The sequence below is a fragment of the Streptomyces sp. NPDC087906 genome (assembly GCF_055584925.1).
In genome coordinates, this window is sequence record NZ_JBVJLC010000002.1 from 889,230 (window position 1) to 905,832 (window position 16,603).

The 16,603-nt window shown below is 69.6% G+C and carries 19 protein-coding genes; 14 read left to right on the top strand and 5 right to left on the bottom strand.

Translation table 11 applies throughout. The features are described 5' to 3' along the window. Positions 1-13 precede the first annotated feature (13 nt). The 4 genes from gcvT to ACZ63I_RS09315 all read left to right on the top strand — a co-directional run bounded on the left by gcvT (position 14) and on the right by ACZ63I_RS09315 (position 4,431). Positions 14-1,138: a glycine cleavage system aminomethyltransferase GcvT gene (gene gcvT / locus ACZ63I_RS09300; RefSeq protein WP_469336893.1), complete on the top strand. Its 1,125-nt coding sequence runs from the start codon at positions 14-16 to the stop codon at positions 1,136-1,138. An 88-nt stretch (positions 1,139-1,226) separates the two neighbouring features. Next, positions 1,227-1,604 (top strand): glycine cleavage system protein GcvH, encoded by a 378-nt coding sequence (gcvH, locus tag ACZ63I_RS09305; RefSeq protein WP_469336895.1) that lies wholly within the window; start codon positions 1,227-1,229, stop codon positions 1,602-1,604. Between the two features lie 16 nt (positions 1,605-1,620). Beyond that, on the top strand, positions 1,621-2,889 hold the full coding sequence (glyA, locus tag ACZ63I_RS09310) for a serine hydroxymethyltransferase (RefSeq protein WP_469336897.1): 1,269 nt from the start codon (positions 1,621-1,623) through the stop codon (positions 2,887-2,889). A 159-nt stretch (positions 2,890-3,048) separates the two neighbouring features. Further along, positions 3,049-4,431, top strand: a complete 1,383-nt coding sequence (locus ACZ63I_RS09315; protein ID WP_469336899.1) for an L-serine ammonia-lyase — start codon at positions 3,049-3,051, stop codon at positions 4,429-4,431. Between the two features lie 27 nt (positions 4,432-4,458). Here ACZ63I_RS09315 and ACZ63I_RS09320 read toward each other — a convergent pair whose 3' ends face one another. From ACZ63I_RS09320 to ACZ63I_RS09330, 3 genes are all read right to left on the bottom strand, one after another. Continuing rightward, positions 4,459-4,719, bottom strand: coding sequence for a Txe/YoeB family addiction module toxin (locus ACZ63I_RS09320; RefSeq protein ID WP_469336900.1), 261 nt, complete (start codon positions 4,717-4,719; stop codon positions 4,459-4,461). Continuing rightward, positions 4,716-4,973: a type II toxin-antitoxin system Phd/YefM family antitoxin gene (locus ACZ63I_RS09325; protein WP_469336902.1), complete on the bottom strand. Its 258-nt coding sequence runs from the start codon at positions 4,971-4,973 to the stop codon at positions 4,716-4,718. The genes ACZ63I_RS09320 and ACZ63I_RS09325 overlap by 4 nt, the downstream gene beginning before the upstream one ends. 160 nt (positions 4,974-5,133) lie before the next feature. After that, positions 5,134-7,017 carry a phospholipase C gene (locus ACZ63I_RS09330; RefSeq protein ID WP_469336904.1) on the bottom strand — a complete coding sequence of 628 codons (1,884 nt, stop codon included), beginning with the start codon at positions 7,015-7,017 and terminating at the stop codon, positions 5,134-5,136. Positions 7,018-7,287: 270 nt separating this feature from the next. Between ACZ63I_RS09330 and ACZ63I_RS09335 the strand changes: the two genes are divergently transcribed. Continuing rightward, the gene (locus ACZ63I_RS09335) at positions 7,288-7,884 is read left to right on the top strand and encodes a Dps family protein (RefSeq protein ID WP_469336906.1); all 597 of its coding nucleotides are present in this window, start codon (positions 7,288-7,290) and stop codon (positions 7,882-7,884) included. A gap of 38 nt (positions 7,885-7,922) precedes the next feature. Here the strand turns inward: ACZ63I_RS09335 and hypB are convergent, their stop codons facing one another. Both hypB and ACZ63I_RS09345 read right to left on the bottom strand, forming a co-directional pair. Continuing rightward, complete coding sequence (gene hypB, locus ACZ63I_RS09340) at positions 7,923-8,684, bottom strand: hydrogenase nickel incorporation protein HypB (protein WP_469336908.1); 762 nt, start codon at positions 8,682-8,684, stop codon at positions 7,923-7,925. Positions 8,685-8,687: 3 nt separating this feature from the next. After that, positions 8,688-9,017, bottom strand: coding sequence for a hydrogenase maturation nickel metallochaperone HypA/HybF (locus tag ACZ63I_RS09345; protein WP_469336910.1), 330 nt, complete (start codon positions 9,015-9,017; stop codon positions 8,688-8,690). A gap of 132 nt (positions 9,018-9,149) precedes the next feature. Between ACZ63I_RS09345 and ACZ63I_RS09350 the strand changes: the two genes are divergently transcribed. The 9 genes from ACZ63I_RS09350 to ACZ63I_RS09390 are packed head-to-tail and all read left to right on the top strand — an operon-like array spanning position 9,150 to position 16,603. Beyond that, positions 9,150-10,205, top strand: coding sequence for an NADH-quinone oxidoreductase subunit B family protein (locus tag ACZ63I_RS09350; RefSeq protein ID WP_469336912.1), 1,056 nt, complete (start codon positions 9,150-9,152; stop codon positions 10,203-10,205). 35 nt (positions 10,206-10,240) lie between these two features. Next, positions 10,241-12,034: a nickel-dependent hydrogenase large subunit gene (locus ACZ63I_RS09355; protein ID WP_469336914.1), complete on the top strand. Its 1,794-nt coding sequence runs from the start codon at positions 10,241-10,243 to the stop codon at positions 12,032-12,034. 1 nt (position 12,035) lies between these two features. Beyond that, on the top strand, positions 12,036-13,010 hold the full coding sequence (locus ACZ63I_RS09360) for a NifU family protein (protein WP_469336916.1): 975 nt from the start codon (positions 12,036-12,038) through the stop codon (positions 13,008-13,010). After that, positions 13,007-13,663, top strand: coding sequence for a DUF5947 family protein (locus ACZ63I_RS09365; RefSeq protein WP_469336918.1), 657 nt, complete (start codon positions 13,007-13,009; stop codon positions 13,661-13,663). Before ACZ63I_RS09360 ends, ACZ63I_RS09365 begins: the two co-directional genes overlap by 4 nt. Then, the gene (locus ACZ63I_RS09370; protein WP_469336920.1) at positions 13,660-14,301 is read left to right on the top strand and encodes a DUF6084 family protein; all 642 of its coding nucleotides are present in this window, start codon (positions 13,660-13,662) and stop codon (positions 14,299-14,301) included. The genes ACZ63I_RS09365 and ACZ63I_RS09370 overlap by 4 nt, the downstream gene beginning before the upstream one ends. After that, entirely contained in the window at positions 14,298-15,770 is a 1,473-nt protein-coding gene (locus tag ACZ63I_RS09375; protein WP_469336922.1) for a hypothetical protein, read from the top strand. Before ACZ63I_RS09370 ends, ACZ63I_RS09375 begins: the two co-directional genes overlap by 4 nt. Next, entirely contained in the window at positions 15,767-15,886 is a 120-nt protein-coding gene (locus ACZ63I_RS09380; protein WP_443042974.1) for a DUF6893 family small protein, read from the top strand. The genes ACZ63I_RS09375 and ACZ63I_RS09380 overlap by 4 nt, the downstream gene beginning before the upstream one ends. 13 nt (positions 15,887-15,899) lie before the next feature. Next, complete coding sequence (locus ACZ63I_RS09385) at positions 15,900-16,106, top strand: hypothetical protein (RefSeq protein ID WP_469336924.1); 207 nt, start codon at positions 15,900-15,902, stop codon at positions 16,104-16,106. Positions 16,107-16,108: 2 nt separating this feature from the next. After that, complete coding sequence (locus ACZ63I_RS09390; RefSeq protein ID WP_469336926.1) at positions 16,109-16,603, top strand: hydrogenase maturation protease; 495 nt, start codon at positions 16,109-16,111, stop codon at positions 16,601-16,603.

Here is a 16,603-nt window from a genome sequence, read left to right on the forward strand (position 1 = left end):
TGGGAGCCCATCGATGAGCCCTACCCCCCGCCGCACCGCCCTGGACGCCACGCACCGCGCGCTGGGCGCGACCATGACCGACTTCGCCGGCTGGGACATGCCGCTGCGGTACGGCAGCGAGCGCGACGAGCACACCGCGGTCCGCACGAAGGCCGGCCTCTTCGACCTCTCCCACATGGGTGAGATCACCGTCGCGGGCCCCGCCGCGGGAGACCTCCTGGACTACGCGCTGGTCGGCAACATCGGCGCCCTGGCCGTGGGCCGCGCCCGCTACACGATGATCTGCCAGGAGGACGGCGGCATCCTGGACGACCTGATCGTCTACCGGCTCGCCGACGAGACGTATCTGGTCGTCGCGAACGCGTCCAACGCGCAGACCGTCCTCGACGCGCTGGGCGAGCGCGCCGCCGGGTTCGACGCCGAGGTGCGCGACGACCGCGACGCGTACGCGCTGCTCGCGATCCAGGGCCCGGAGTCCGCCGGGATCCTCAAGCAGCTCACCGACGCCGACCTCGACGGGCTGAAGTACTACGCGGGGCTGCCCGGCACCGTCGCCGGGGTGGCCGCGCTGATCGCCCGTACCGGCTACACCGGCGAGGACGGCTTCGAGCTGTTCCTGGCCCCCGGCGACGCCGAGCGGGTGTGGCAGGCGCTGACCGAGGCGGGCGCGGGCGCCGGTCTCGTACCGTGCGGCCTCTCCTGCCGCGACACGCTGCGGCTCGAAGCGGGCATGCCGCTGTACGGCAACGAGCTGAGCGCGAGCCTCACCCCGTTCGACGCGGGCCTCGGCCGGGTCGTCAAGTTCGAGAAGACTTCCAACGGGGGCGAGTTCGTCGGCCGGATGGCGCTCGCGACCGCCGCCGAGCTGACCGCCGTCGCGCCGCCGCGCAAGCTGGTCGGGCTGATCGCCGAGGGCCGCAGGGTGCCGCGGGCCGGCTTCTCGGTCGTCGTCGGCGACGCGGTCGTGGGCGAGGTCACGTCCGGCGCGCCGTCCCCGACGCTGGGCAGGCCGATCGCCATGGCGTACGTCGACGCGGCCCACGCAGAGCCGGGCGCCAAGGGCGTCGCGGTCGACATCCGCGGCTCGCACGAGCCGTACGAGGTCGTGGCGCTGCCGTTCTACAAGCGTCAGAAGTGATAGCGAGAGCGTCAGAGCTGATACCGGCGTCTCAGTCCGCAAGACGACTGTTCCCCACCACTCCCCCGCGTACAGGAGAATTCAGACCATGAGCAACCCCCAGCAGCTTCGCTACAGCAAGGAGCACGAGTGGCTGACGAGCGTCGAGGACGGCGTGTCGACAGTCGGTATCACCGAGTTCGCGGCCAACGCGCTCGGCGATGTCGTGTACGTCCAGCTCCCTGACGTCGGTGACACGGTGACCGCGGGCGAGACCTGCGGCGAGCTGGAGTCCACCAAGTCGGTCAGCGATCTGTACGCGCCGGTGACCGGCGAGGTCACCGAGACGAACCAGAACGTCGTGGACGACCCCTCGCTGGTGAACACGGCCCCCTTCGAGGGCGGCTGGCTGTTCAAGGTGCGCGTCGCGCAAGAGCCGGGCGATCTGCTCAGCGCCGACGAGTACACGGAATTTTCCGGCAACTGACACCCCAGGGACTGTGATGTCTTCGAAGTCGCTCCTCAACTCCTCGCTCCACGAGCTCGACCCGGACGTCGCCGCCGCTGTCGACGCCGAGCTGGACCGCCAGCAGTCCACCCTCGAAATGATCGCGTCGGAGAACTTCGCTCCGGTCGCCGTCATGGAGGCGCAGGGCTCGGTCCTGACCAACAAGTACGCCGAGGGCTACCCGGGCCGCCGCTACTACGGCGGCTGCGAGCACGTCGACGTGATCGAGCAGATCGCGATCGACCGGGTCAAGGCGCTGTTCGGCGCCGAGCACGCCAATGTGCAGCCGCACTCGGGCGCGCAGGCGAACGCGGCGGCGATGTTCGCGCTGCTGAAGCCGGGCGACACGATCATGGGCCTGAACCTCGCCCACGGCGGGCATCTGACCCACGGCATGAAGATCAACTTCTCCGGCAAGCTCTACAACGTCGTGCCGTACCACGTGGACGCGACGAGCGGCCAGGTCGACATGGCCGAGGTCGAGCGGCTCGCCAAGGAGTCGCGTCCGCAGCTCATCGTGGCCGGCTGGTCCGCGTACCCGCGCCAGCTCGACTTCGCGGCGTTCCGGCGGATCGCCGACGAGGTCGGCGCGTACCTGATGGTCGACATGGCGCACTTCGCCGGTCTGGTCGCCGCCGGGCTGCACCCCAACCCGGTGCCGCACGCGCATGTCGTGACCACGACCACGCACAAGACCCTGGGCGGCCCGCGCGGCGGGGTGATCCTGTCGACGCAGGAGCTGGCCAAGAAGATCAACTCCGCGGTCTTCCCCGGCCAGCAGGGCGGTCCGCTGGAGCATGTCATCGCGGCGAAGGCCGTCTCGTTCAAGGTCGCGGCCTCGGACGAGTTCAAGGAGCGCCAGCAGCGCACCCTGGACGGCGCCCGGATCCTGGCCGATCGGCTGGTCCAGGACGACGTCACGGAGCACGGCGTGTCCGTCCTGTCCGGCGGCACCGACGTCCATCTGGTCCTCGTCGACCTGCGGAACTCGGAGCTGGACGGCCAGCAGGCCGAGGACCGGCTGCACGAGGTCGGCATCACGGTCAACCGCAACGCGGTCCCGAACGACCCGCGCCCCCCGATGGTCACGTCCGGTCTGCGGATCGGCACCCCGGCGCTCGCCACCCGCGGCTTCACCGCCGAGGACTTCACCGAGGTCGCGGACATCATCGCGGCGGCGCTGAAGCCGGAGTTCGACGGCGCCGCGCTGTCGGCCCGGGTCTCCGCGCTCGCGGCGAAGCACCCGCTGTACCCCACCCTCTGAGCCAGTCTGTAAGCAGTCACACAGGCGGTCATACCTGTACGGACACGGGGCACCGCGCACACTGGACCGTGCGCGCGGTGCCCCGCACCGTGTGGACCTCGCTCTCTCTGCACCACCCCGGCAGACAACGGCGTCTACCAACCAGCAAGGAGTTCCCCCGTGGCCATCTCGGTCTTCGACCTGTTCTCGATCGGTATCGGCCCTTCGAGTTCCCATACGGTCGGCCCGATGCGCGCGGCCGGCCTGTTCGCCCGCCGCCTCAAGAACGAGGGCCTCATCGCCCACACCGCCTCAGTACGGGCCGAACTCTTCGGCTCGCTCGGCGCGACCGGCCACGGCCACGGCACCCCCAAGGCGGTCCTGCTCGGCCTGGAGGGCAACTCGCCCCGCACGGTCGACGTGGAGAACGCGGACGCCGAGGCGGAACGTATCCGCACCAGCGGCAGGCTCCATCTGCTCGGCATGCACGACATCGCCTTCGACGCGGACACCGACCTCGTGCTGCACCGCCGCAAGGCGCTGCCGTACCACCCGAACGGGATGACGGTCTCCGCCTTCGACGCGGACGGCGGGACGCTGCTGGAGAAGACGTACTACTCGGTGGGCGGCGGCTTCGTCGTGGACGAGGACGCGGCGGCCGAGGACCGCATCAAGCTGGACGACACCGTGCTGAAGCACCCCTTCCGCACCGGCGACGAGCTGCTGCGGCTCTCCCGGGAGACCGGCCTGTCCATCTCGGCGCTGATGCTGGACAACGAGAAGGCCTGGCGCACGGAGGACGAGATCCGCGCGGGGCTGCTGGAGATCTGGCAGGTCATGCAGGCGTGCGTGGCGCGCGGGATGTCCCGCGAGGGGATACTCCCCGGCGGCCTGAAGGTCCGCCGCCGCGCCGCCCACTCCGCCCGCCAGTTGCGCGCCGAGGGCGACCGCCAGGCGCACGCCATGGAGTGGCTGACGCTGTACGCGATGGCGGTGAACGAGGAGAACGCGGCCGGCGGCCGGGTCGTCACCGCCCCCACCAACGGCGCCGCGGGCATCATCCCGGCGGTCCTGCACTACTACATGAACTTCGCGGCGGGCGGCGCGACGGACCGCGAGAAGGACGACAACGTGGTCCGCTTCCTCCTCGCCGCCGGCGCCATCGGCATGCTCTTCAAGGAGAACGCCTCCATCTCCGGCGCCGAGGTCGGCTGCCAGGGCGAGGTCGGCTCGGCCTGCTCCATGGCGGCGGGCGCCCTGGCCGAGGTCCTGGGCGGCACCCCCGAGCAGGTCGAGAACGCGGCGGAGATCGGCATGGAACACAACCTGGGCCTGACCTGCGACCCGGTCGGCGGCCTGGTCCAGATCCCCTGCATCGAACGCAACGGCATGGCGGCGGTGAAGGCGGTCACGGCGGCGAAGATGGCCCTGCGCGGCGACGGCAGCCACAAGGTCTCGCTGGACAAGGTCATCAAGACGATGAAGGAGACCGGCGCGGACATGTCGGTCAAATACAAGGAGACAGCCCGCGGCGGCCTGGCGGTCAACATCATCGAGTGCTGACGGATCGAGTGCCGAGGGAAGGCGCCGTCAGCTCTCGTAGTGGTAGCGGCACTGGGCGATCAGGACCGAGTCGTCCGTGACCTTGTAGATCAGCCGGTGCTCGTCGTTGATCCGGCGCGACCAGTACCCCTGGAAGCCGTGCTTCAGGGGTTCCGGTTTGCCGATCCCCTCGTTGCCGTTGCGGGCCACGTCCGCGACGAGTGTGTTGATCCGCTTCAGGATCTTGCGGTCCTGGACCTGCCACCAGAGGTAGTCCTCCCAAGCGCGGGTGGCGAAGGTGATCTTCACTCCGGCTCCGAAAGCTCTCGGACCGTCCCGCCGCCGCTCTCCAGCTCCTCGATGGACGCCAGGAGGCGGCGCGCGTTGGCGGGGCTGCGCAGCATGTAGGCGGTTTCCTTCAGGGACTCGTAGTCCTCAAGAGAGACGATGACGACCGGCTCGTGCCCGGCCCGCGTGATGACGACCTCTTCGCGGTCGTCGGTCACGGCGTTGAGCACCTCGGCGTAGTTCGCCCGCGACTCGGAGTACGTCATGGTCTTCACAGCCGCCCACCTCCTTCAGGTACAAGAAATTGTACGTCCGTCCGGACCGGGTCGGCAACGGGCCCGTTGACGCTTCAGGGTGCGGGCGTCCGTGTGACATGGCGAGAGGCAGCGCCTTTTCGGGGCGCTGCCTCTCGGTGGCCGGGCGTGGTGAAAGTGGTCAGACGGTGCTGCGGCGCCTGCGGTGCAGCAGCGTGCCTCCGCCGATCGCGGCTAGCAACGCCGCTCCGATCGCCGTCGGGAGCAGTACCGGTGACGAGGAGCTGGCCGACGCCAGGTCCGAGGTGTCCGGGGTGCCGCCGGCCGGGCCGGTGATCTTCTGCTGCACCGGCTTCGCCGGGTGCTTCGGGATCGACGTGATCTTCGAGACGGCGCCGTTCCTGCCCAGCAGCACCTCGACGTTGTTCGGGTGGCGGAAGTCGAACGCGTTGAGCAGCGTGCCGCCCCGGGTGTCGAACGAGCCGTCACCCACCCGGCCGGTCCGCCAGTTGGACTCGATGAACGACGTGATCGACGTCTGCTCGGTGAGCGTGTGGTCGACGTGGTTGGTCTTCGAGTACGGCGAGATCACCAGCAGCGGCTGGCGGGGGCCGGGACCGCAGCGGTCCTGGTAGCCGGACCGCGCCTGGGGGCCTGTCCGGCAGGCCTTGCTGTCGGTGGGCAGCCCGTTGGAGCCTTTGGTGGTGTCCTTCGACCCGTTCAGCACGGGCGGCGCTGCGTGGTCGTACCAGCCGTCCGAGTCGTCGTACGCGACGACGATCGCGGTCGACCTCCACTCCGGGGACTGCTGGACGGCGTTGATCTCCGAGACCAGGAAGTGCTGCTCGTCGATCGGGTCCGAGTTGCCCGGGTGGGCGTCCTGGTAGGCGGGCGCCTTGAGGAAGCTGACGGCCGGGAGCCGCCGCGCCGCCAGCGCGGCGTCGAAGTCCGTCAGGTCGTAGTTGTGGTTCGCCCGGCCGTCGTGGCCGATCTCCTCGACGCTCGCCGGCGCCAGGTGGTGCGGGTTCGAGGTCGACTTGTAGTACTCGAACGGCGAGTGGTGCGGGCTGTAGTCGGCGACCTGGGCCCCGCCGATGTTGGCGTGGGTGGTCGCGCACGTGGCGTAGCTGCCCTGCGTGCCGTCCCAGGCCGTGCTCGGCCGGAAGCCGCCCTGGAACCAGCCCCAGGTCACGTGCCGCGCGGTGAGCAGGTCGCCCACGTTCTTGCCCTGGAGCGCGGCGAGCGGCGTGGTCGCCGTGTGGTTGCTGTCCGAGCAGTCGTCGTACGCCGGGTCGGGGTCGGCGATGACCGTGCCCACGCCCTTCTTGTCCGGCGAGACCATGACCGACGAGCTGGGTGTCGCCGTCTGCTTCGGGTGCTCCGTGCCCGATGCGGGGTCCATGGAGATGACGCCGTGCGTCTGACCCGAGATCAGGTTGAGCGCGCCGGGCGTCGAGGGACCGTAGGTCGAGCTGTGCGAGTTGTCGTTGAGCGTGTAGTGCTGGGCGTAGTTCCACAGCCCCGTGACGGTGTTCCCGTCGTAGTAGTCCATGACCAGACCCGGCTCGCCGAACAGCCCGCCGGAACACGTGTCGGTCTCGGTGTTCTGCACGAACTTGTCGGACTTGCCGTTGTCGTAGGCGAGCTGCTCGGGGCTGTAGTTGTGATTCTGCGAGCAGGTCAGCGCCTGCGCCGGGGTCAGCCGCTTCGGCGCGTACTGGTTCGGGTTCTTCGTCAGCAGCTTCGCGTTTGCCAGGTTGTTCACCTCGGGCGTCTTCGGCGAGGCGGCGAAGGGCGTGCCGTCGGTGTTCGCCGCCTTCGGGTACGTCGCGAAGTAGTGGTCGAAGGACTCGTTCTCGTCGAAGAGGACCACCACGTGCTTGATCGGGGTGGCCGTCTTCGCGCTGTTGTCCTGGGGCTTGTGCTGACCGGCGTTGTGCTGGCCGGCGGCGGAGGCGGGGGCGGCCCCGGTGCCGAACGCGACGAGAGCCACCGCCGCGGTGAGCGCCGCGGCCCGTACCGCCCGCCCGCGGTCCTGCCGTGTCAGGGCGTCTGCACTGTGCATCTGTCACCTGTCCATATATGCGGATTCTTGACAGCCATATGGTCGGTCGGCCGCACACCCCGCAGCGTGGTCGCGGCATGGCCCCGCGATGAATGGTTGGTCAGGGAATCCACATGGTTGTGGCATGGCGGCACCAAGTCACGCCGCCATGTCGCCGCACCGGTCCTGCCGTACGGCGGGTGCGGGCCGCCGACAGGCCGGATTCGACCCGTCTCATTAGCATGGCCGGGAGTTGAGCGAATTCACCGCGGCCCCCAGAAGGTAGGAGCGATGAAACAGAACGGCCAGCACAACGGCCAGTCGAAGGCCACTCCGGGCAGTCAGCCCTGGCTCCATCAGCAAAGTGGTGTCATTCAGGAATTCGGCACCGTCAAGCAATTCCCCGTCGGGCTTTCCTACGACGCGCGGATGTATTCCTGTCAGCGCCTCGCCCAGGTGCTGGCCGACACGCAGATGCTGTACAGCCTTTACAAGAAGCACCACTGGCTCATGCGCGGCGCGACTTTCTACCAGCTCCATCTGCTGCTCGACAAGCACGCGAGTGAGCAGCTCGAACTGGTCGACACCATCGCCGAGCGCATGCAGACGCTGGGCGGTGTCTCGGTCGGCGACCCGCGGCACGCGGCGGAGATCACGTCGGTGCCGCGGCCGCCGGACGGGGTCGAGGAGGTGCCGGCCATGCTCTCGCGGCTGCTGGAGGCCCACGAGATCATCCTCACCGACGCGCACGACGCGGCGGCCCGCACCCAGGACCTGGGCGACGACGGCACCAACGACCTGCTGGTCTCGCAGGTGATCAGGACGGGCGAGCTGCAGTGCTGGTTCCTGGCCGAGCACCTGGTGGACACGCCGCTCGTCCGCGTCTGAGCGACGTCCCGAGGGACGAGGGTGGCCGGGCGGCGGGGTCAGTACTGCTCGGCCACCCAGGCGTACCAGCGGTCCATGCCCTCGCCGGTGGTCGCGGACACCGTCAGGACGCGTACGTCGGGGTTGACCGAGCGGGCGTACGCGACGCACCGGTCGACGTCGAAGTCGACGTACGGCAGCAGGTCGATCTTGTTGATGATGACGAGATCGGCCGCTGCGAACATGTAGGGGTACTTCAGCGGCTTGTCGGTGCCCTCGGTGACCGAGATGATCACGACCTTGCTGCGTTCGCCGAGGTCGAAGAGGGCCGGGCAGACGAGATTGCCGACGTTCTCGACGAGGATCAGCGAGCCCGGCGCGGGCGCCAGCGCGTCGAGCGCGCCGCGCATCATCCCGGCGTCCAGATGGCAGCCGGCGCCGGTGTTGACCTGGACGACGGCGCAGCCGGCCCGCTTGATGCGGTCGGCGTCGAGCATCGTCTCCTGGTCGCCCTCGACGACCGCGACCGGCCGGCTGCCGGCGAGATCGGCCACGGTCCGCTCCAGCAGGGTGGTCTTGCCCGCGCCCGGCGAGCTCATCATGTTGACGGCCACGCTGCCCCGCTCCGCCAGCCAGGCCCTGTTGCGCCCCGCCAGGTCGTCGTTCTTCGCGAGGACCCGCTGTTCGAGGGTGACGGTCTCGGGCCCGTGCGGATGCGGGTGGTCGTGGGGGTGGGGATGTTCGTGCGCGACGGCGATCCGCGTACCGACCCCGCCGCCGGCTCCGCCGCCCGTCTCGTCGCAACCACAGGTACCGCACATACGTCAGCCCACTTTCATCGAAATGATCTGCAGTTCACGCCCTGACGTGATATTCACGTCGGCGCTGCCGCACGGGCACAGCAGCACCAGATCGGTCAGGGTGAAATCCGCGGCGCACGCCCGGCAATGACCGGTGCCGGGCGGCTGGTCGATTTCCAGCTCCGCCCCCTCTGCGACCGTGCCCGCGGTGATGAGGTCGAAGCAGAACCGCATGGAGTCCGCCACGACAGCGGTGAGCGTGCCCACCCGGACCCTGACCGTGTGCACAGGCCGCCCGGCGGCACGTTCGCACACCGCGTCCACCACGCTTTGCGTGATTGCCAATTCGTGCACCGGATCACCCGTTCGGTCTATTTGTTGGTGCCGCATTTCCGTGTTGACAGGGCACTTGGGCGGAGTCTAGATGGTAGCAATGTGAGTGACACCACACGTGTGGGCCGATGCCCCCCGGAAGGCGGCAGCGCTATGCCGACAGAGGCAGCAGTAAAAGCGGAAGATACGCTGATCCATGTCCTGTGGATCAACGCGGGTCTCAGTTGTGACGGCGATTCTGTGGCGCTGACCGCCGCCACCCAGCCCAGCATCGAGGAAATCGCGCTCGGCGCGTTGCCCGGCCTTCCCCAGGTGGCCGTGCACTGGCCGCTGATTGATTTCGAATGCGGCCCCAACGGGGGCGCGGACGACTTCCTCGAATGGTTCTTCAAGGCGGACAGGGGCGAACTCGAACCGTTCGTCCTCGTCGTCGAGGGATCCATCCCCAACGAGAAACTGCACCAGGAGGGCTACTGGTCCGGGTTCGGCAACGACCCCGCGACCGGGCAGCCGATGACCACCAGCGAGTGGCTGGACCGGCTGGCGCCGAAGGCCACCGCGGTCGTCGCCGTCGGTACGTGCGCGACGTACGGCGGCATCCACGCCATGGCGGGCAACCCGACCGGCGCCATGGGCGTACCGGACTACCTGGGCTGGGACTGGAAGTCCAAGGCCGGCATCCCGATCGTGTGCGTGCCCGGCTGCCCGATCCAGCCGGACAACCTGTCGGAGACGCTGACCTACCTGCTCTACATGGCCACCGACCAGGCCCCGATGATCCCGCTCGACGACGCGCTGCGCCCCACCTGGCTGTTCGGCCAGACCGTGCACGAGGGCTGCGACCGGGCCGGCTACTACGAGCAGGGCGACTTCGCGACGGAGTACGGCTCGCCCAAGTGCATCGTGAAGCTGGGCTGCTGGGGTCCGACCGTCAAGTGCAACGTGCCCAAGCGCGGCTGGATGAACGGTATCGGCGGCTGCCCGAATGTCGGCGGTATCTGCATCGGCTGCACCATGCCGGGCTTCCCCGACAAGTTCATGCCGTTCATGGACGAGCCGCCCGGCGGCAAGCTCTCCACGAACTCGGTCGGCCTGTACGGGTCCACGATGCGGCGGCTGCGCCACATCACCACGCACACGCTGGACCGCGAACCGAAGTGGCGCAAACCCGGAAAGCAGCTCCTGTCCGGCGCCACCCGCACCTGGTAACTCACCGCAAAGAAAAGAAAGATGAGGGCGGCGCAATGACGGCGACGCGGCAAAAGGGCGGCCCGGGAAGCCAGGGCAAGGACGAACTGGTGGAGATGGCCTGGGACCCCATCACCCGTATCGTCGGCAGCCTCGGCATCTACACGAAGATCGACTTCAAGCAGAAGGTGGTGGCCGAGTGCCACAGCACCAGCTCCATCTTCCGCGGCTACTCGGTCTTCATGAAGGGCAAGGACCCGCGCGACGCGCACTTCATCACCAGCCGGATCTGCGGCATCTGCGGTGACAACCACGCCACGTGTTCGTGCTACGCGCAGAACATGGCGTACGGCGTGAAGCCGCCGCACATCGCGGAATGGATCGTCAACCTCGGTGAAGCCGCCGAGTACATGTTCGACCACAACATCTTCCAGGAGAACCTGGTCGGGGTCGACTACTGCGAGAAAATGGTCGCCGAGACCAACCCCGGGGTGCTGGAGCAGGCCAACCGCACACCGTCGCCGCACGCCGAGGCCCACGGGTACAAGACCATCGGCGACATCATGCGCTCGCTGAACCCGTTCACCGGCGAGTTCTACCGCGAGGCGCTCCAGGTCAGCCGGATGACCCGGGAGATGTTCTGCCTGATGGAGGGCAGGCATGTGCACCCCTCCACGCTCTACCCGGGCGGGGTCGGCACGGTCGCCACCATCCAGCTCATGACCGACTACATCACCCGGCTCCAGCGCTACGTGGAATTCATGAAGAAGGTCGTGCCCATGCACGACGACCTCTTCGACTTCTTCTACGAGGCGCTGCCCGGCTACGAGCAGGTCGGCAACCGGCGCATCCTGCTCGGCTGCTGGGGCTCCTTCCAGGACCCGGAGCACTGCAACTTCCAGTACAAGGACATGACCGACTGGGGTCGGAAGATGTACGTGACCCCCGGTGTCGTCGTGGACGGCAAACTGGTCACCACCGACCTGGTGAAGATCAACCTCGGTATCCGGATCCTGCTCGGCTCGTCGTACTACAACGACTGGGACGAGCAGGAGACGTTCGTGACGCACGACCCGCTGGGCAACGAGGTGGACCGGCGCCACCCGTGGAACCAGCACACCAACCCGCAGCCGCAGAAGCGGGATCTGGACGACAAATACAGTTGGGTCATGTCGCCGCGCTGGTTCGACGGCAAGGACTACCTCGCCCTCGACACCGGCGGCGGCCCGCTCGCCCGGCTGTGGACGACGGCGCTCGCCGGGCTCGTCGACATCGGCTACATCCAGTCCACCGGCCACAGCGTGAAGATCAACCTCCCCAAGACCGCGCTCAAGGGCCCGGTCGAGCTGGAGTGGCACGTCCCGAAGTGGAGCAACACCATCGAGCGCAACCGCGCCCGCACCTACTTCCAGGCGTACGCGGCGGCCTGCGCGCTGCACTTCGCCGAGAAGGCGCTGGTGGAGATCCGGGCGGGCCGCACCAAGACCTGGGAGAAGTTCGAGGTCCCGGAGGAGGCCGTCGGCTGCGGCTTCACCGAGGCGGTACGGGGCGTCCTCTCGCACCACATGGTGATCAGGGACGGCAAGATCGCCAACTACCACCCGTACCCGCCGACTCCGTGGAACGCGAGCCCGCGTGACACCTACGGCACCCCGGGACCCTACGAGGACGCGGTGCAGGGCCAGCCCATCTTCGAGGAGAACGACCGGGAGAACTTCAAGGGCATCGACATCATGCGCACGGTGCGCAGCTTCGACCCCTGTCTGCCGTGCGGGGTGCACATGTACCTCGGCGAGGGCAAGAAGCTCGAACTGCTGCACAGCCCCACCCAGTCAGCGGGCAGTGAGTGACGTGACCACAGAACAGAGTGAGCGCGCGGCCCCGTCCGAGGACTGGCGCGCGACCGGTGAGCGCATCGACACGCTGATCGCCGCCAGCGCCTCGGGCGGCGCCGTCGCCCGTGAGCGCAGTGAGGAACTGGTCAGGCTCGTCACGGACTTCTACGGTGCCGGGCTTGAGCGGCTGCTCGATCTCGTGTACGAGAACGGGCAGTTGGGCGACGATACGCTGGCCGCACTGGCGGCCGACGAGCTGGTGGCCAGCCTGCTGCTGGTGCACGGGCTGCACCCGTACAGCGTGGAGACCCGGGTCGAGCAGGCCCTGGCGAGCGTGCGGCCGTATCTGGGCTCGCACGGCGGTGACGTGGAACTGCTCGGGGTCACCGACGACGGGGTGGTCGGGCTGCGGCTGCTGGGCAGTTGCGACGGCTGCCCCTCGTCGTCGGCGACCCTCAAGCTGGCCGTGCAGGGCGCCGTCGAGGCGGCGGCCCCCGAGATCACCACGATCGAGGTGCGGTCGGCCGACGAGGACGCCTCAACCGGCGCCTCGGGGCCGGTGGTCCCGGTCGAGGCGCTGTTCTCCCGGCTGCACGAGAGCGCGCCGGCCGCCGACGGGGCCGGGGCTTCCTGGCAGCCGGTGCCGGAGCTGCTCGCGCTGGAGTCGGGCGCCGTCACGCATCTCACCGCTGCCGACGTGCCCGTCGTGGCCTGCCGGATCGGCGCCGACCTGTTCGCCTTCCGGGACAGGTGCGCACGGTGCGAGACGTCGCTGGCGGGCGCCGCGCTGGCCCGCCGGCTCGGCGGCGCCTCGGGCGACGCGGTGCTGCGCTGCCCCGCCTGCCGGGCGCACTACGACGTACGCCGGGCGGGCGCCTGCCTCGATGTCGAGGGGCTGCATCTGGACCCGCTGCCGCTGCTGGCGGACGGCGCGAGCGTGTCGGTGGCCGTCCCCGCGCCGGTGGCCGTGTCAGCGCCGGTGGCGACATGATCGCCGGCTCCCGGCCGTCCCCGGTCGCCTCGCTGCTGCGGGTCACCCGCAACCGCCCGCAGCCGGTGGCAGGCGAGCGCTGCGAGATGTGCGCCGAGCCGGTCGGCGCCGAGCACTCCCATGTGGTGAACCTCGACAGCCGCGCCCTGATGTGCAGTTGCCGGGCCTGCTACCTGCTCTTCAGCGACCCGGAGGCGCAGCTCCGCTACCGCGCGGTGCCCGAGCGGTATCTGCGCTTCGACGGACTGACGCTGGACGAGCGGACCTGGGACGAGCTGCAGATCCCGGTCGGGCTCGCGTTCCTGTTCCGCAACTCGCTCCAGGAGCGCACGATCGCCTTCTACCCCGGGCCCGCCGGGGCCACGGAGTCCGAACTGCCGCTGGACGCCTGGGACACCATCGTCGGGGCCAACCCGGAGCTGGCCGTGCTGCGCCCCGATGTGGAGGCCCTGCTGGTGCGCCGCTCGAAGGGGCCCGAGGGGTCCTCCTGCCATCTGGTGCCGATCGACGCCTGCTACGAACTGGTCGGCAGGCTGCGCACGTTGTGGCGCGGCTTCGACGGCGGCCGTGAGGCGCACGACGCGATGGACGCGTTCTTCGCGCAGGTCGCGGAGCGCAGCCGGCCCGTGGTCCTGGACGGCGGTCGCGGATGAGCGGGATGGAGTTCTCCGTGCTCGACGTCGTCGCCGAGCCGTACAGCGTCGCGCCGCAGTTGACGGCGCGGCTGCGGATCGAGGACGCGGCGGGCGAGCGGATCCACGCGATCGTGCTGCGCTGCCAGGTCCGTATCGAACCGCAGCGCCGGCACTACGACGCGGCCGAACAGGACGGGCTGCTCGGTCTGTTCGGGGAGCGTGAGCGCTGGTCCGACACGCTGCGGCCGTTCCTGTGGATGCAGTGCAACACCACGGTGCAGGGGTTCACCGGCGCCACCGAGGTCGATCTGCCGCTGCCGTGCACATACGACTTCGACGTGATCGGCTCGCGCTATCTGCACGCGCTGGGCGACGGCACCGTACCGCTGACGCTGCTGTTCTCCGGAACGGTCTTCACCAAGGGCGCCGCGGGGTTCGGGGTGCGGCAGGTGCCCTGGGACTGCGAGGCCCGCTACCAACTGCCGGTCGCGGTGTGGCGGCAGATGATCGCCGCGCACTTCCCGAACTCCGGCTGGATCAGGCTGGACCAGGACGTGCTGGACCGGATCGCGGACTTCCGCGCCCGGCGCGGCCTCATCAGTTGGGACGAGACCGTGCGGATGCTGCTGGCCGAGGCCGACGAGGTGGTCGCATGAGCGTCCTGGGTCTCGACCATGTGCGGACGGTCGCCGACGCGGTGCTGTACGAGGGGTACTTGCTCTACCCGTACCGCGCCAGCTCGCACAAGAACCAGTCGCGCTGGCAGTTCGGGGTGCTCGGCCCGCCGTCGGCGGCGCCCGCCAGCTTCGGCGAGGACCCGGGCATGGCGATGCAGTGCCTGCTGACTGACCCCGGCGACGCCGCTGCCCGGGTCACCGTCCATCTGCGCTTCCTGCAGCTCCAAGTACGCGAGGTGCAGCGGCTGGAGGCGGACGGCAGCCACTCCCCCGTACCGGAACTCACCGTGGCCGGAGTGTCGGTGCTGAGCTGGGACGAGGCGGTCGAGCGGGAAATCGCCCTCGGCACCGTCCCGTTGGACGCGCCGACCGATCACCTGGTCACCGTGCCCGGCGGCGAGGAGGTCGAACCGCTCACCGACGAGCGGGGCGCGCCGGTGGGCCGTATCGTCCGCCGCCGCGAGGAGCTGGCCGCCCGGGTCCGTACGGAGCCGGCCGCCGACGACGGGTTCGTCCGGCTGACGGTCTCGGTCGGCAACGAGCACGCGGCGACGGCCGCCGACAAGGACGCGGCGATCCGCGCCTCGCTGATCGGCACGCATCTGCTGCTCCAGGCGGAGGGCGCGGAGTTCGTCTCCCTGCTGGAGCCGCCGGTGGCGGCGGAGGCGGCGGCGAAGCGCTGCCGGCAGCGGCGCTGCTGGCCGGTGCTGGCGGGGGCGAAGGGCAGCACCGACACCGTGCTCGGCGCGCCGATCATCCTGTACGACCACCCCGAGGTGGCCGAGCAGAGCGCGGGAGCCCTCTTCGACTCCACCGAGATCGACGAGATCCTGACCCTGCGGGTCATGACCATGACGGACGAGGAGAAGGCGGAGGCGCGGGCCACCGATCCGCGCGCGCGGGAGATCATCGACCGCTGCGACGGCATGTCACCGGCCGACCTCCAGCAGCTCCACGGCCTGCTCCGCGACCCGCACGCCGAGGCCCGCGCCCCGCACGACGCGCCCGCCGAACTGCCGGGCGCGTCCGCCGAACTGCCGGGCGCGCCCGCCGATCTGCGGGACGCCGAGCCCGCGTCCTTCGACACCGGCGGCGCGCCCTGGTGGGACCCTGCGGCCGACGCCGGTTTCCAGCCCGCGACCGACGCGGTCGTCATCAACGGCGTCAGCGTCGCGAAGGGCAGCCTCGTACGGGTGCATCCCGCCCGCCGCGCCGACGCGCAGGACCTGTTCTTCGCGGGGCAGGTGGCGCGGGTGACCGCCGTGCTCTCGGACGTCGACGGCGGGGTGCATGTCGCGCTCGTACTCGTCGACGATCCGGCGGCCGACATGCACGACTGGTACGGCCGGTATTTCTACTTCGCCCCCGACGAGCTGGAACCGCTGCCCGCCGGGAGCCACCCGGCACCGGAACCGGAGCCGGAACACCGAGAGGAGAGCCGATCGTGAAGACCCTGGGAATCATCACCACAGGCGTCGCGGCGACCGCCGCCGCCGTGGCCGTTGTCGTCGGCGTGATGTCGATCCCCGACGTCCGCCGCTACCTGCGCATGCGCGCGATGTGAGGACGTGGATCCGATGAACGGCACACCAGCGGAGGACCGGGCCGAGGAGCCCCAGGAGGAGCGCGGTCCGAAGGGCTCACGCGACACCGGCTCCGACAAGCCGGGCGGCGGACCCGCCGACCGGCCCGAGGGCGGCTCGGACGAGAAGTCCGACACGTCCGTCGACCCGCAGTCACCGAACGACCCGGACGCGCCCGACCTGCAGTCCGGCGGAGGCTGACGGTGGCCGACGGCGTACTCGTCGCCGGTATCGGCAACCTCTTCCTCGGTGACGACGGCTTCGGGCCCGAGGTCGTCCGGCGGCTGGCGGGCGAAGGCGGCCTGCCGCCGTCGGTCCAGGTCACCGACTACGGGATCCGCGGCATGCACCTCGCGTACGACCTGCTCGACGGGTACGGCGCGCTGGTGCTGGTCGACGCGTATCCGGGCGGCGGCGCCGCCGGTGAGGTGACCGTGCTCGAAGTCGGGCCCGACGACCTCGGTACGGGTGAATTCGATGCACACGGGATGAATCCGGTCGCTGTACTGGCAAATCTGGGCCAACTGGGCGGTACTCTTCCGGTCACCTACGTCGTGGGCTGCACCCCGGCCGGGGTGGAGGAGGGCATCGGACTGAGCGATGCCGTCTCCGCCGCCGTACCCGAAGCGCTCGACGCGGTACGCACCTTGGTCCGGCGGCTCGTGCCGGCCGAACCCGCCGAGCCCAGGAGCCCTTGA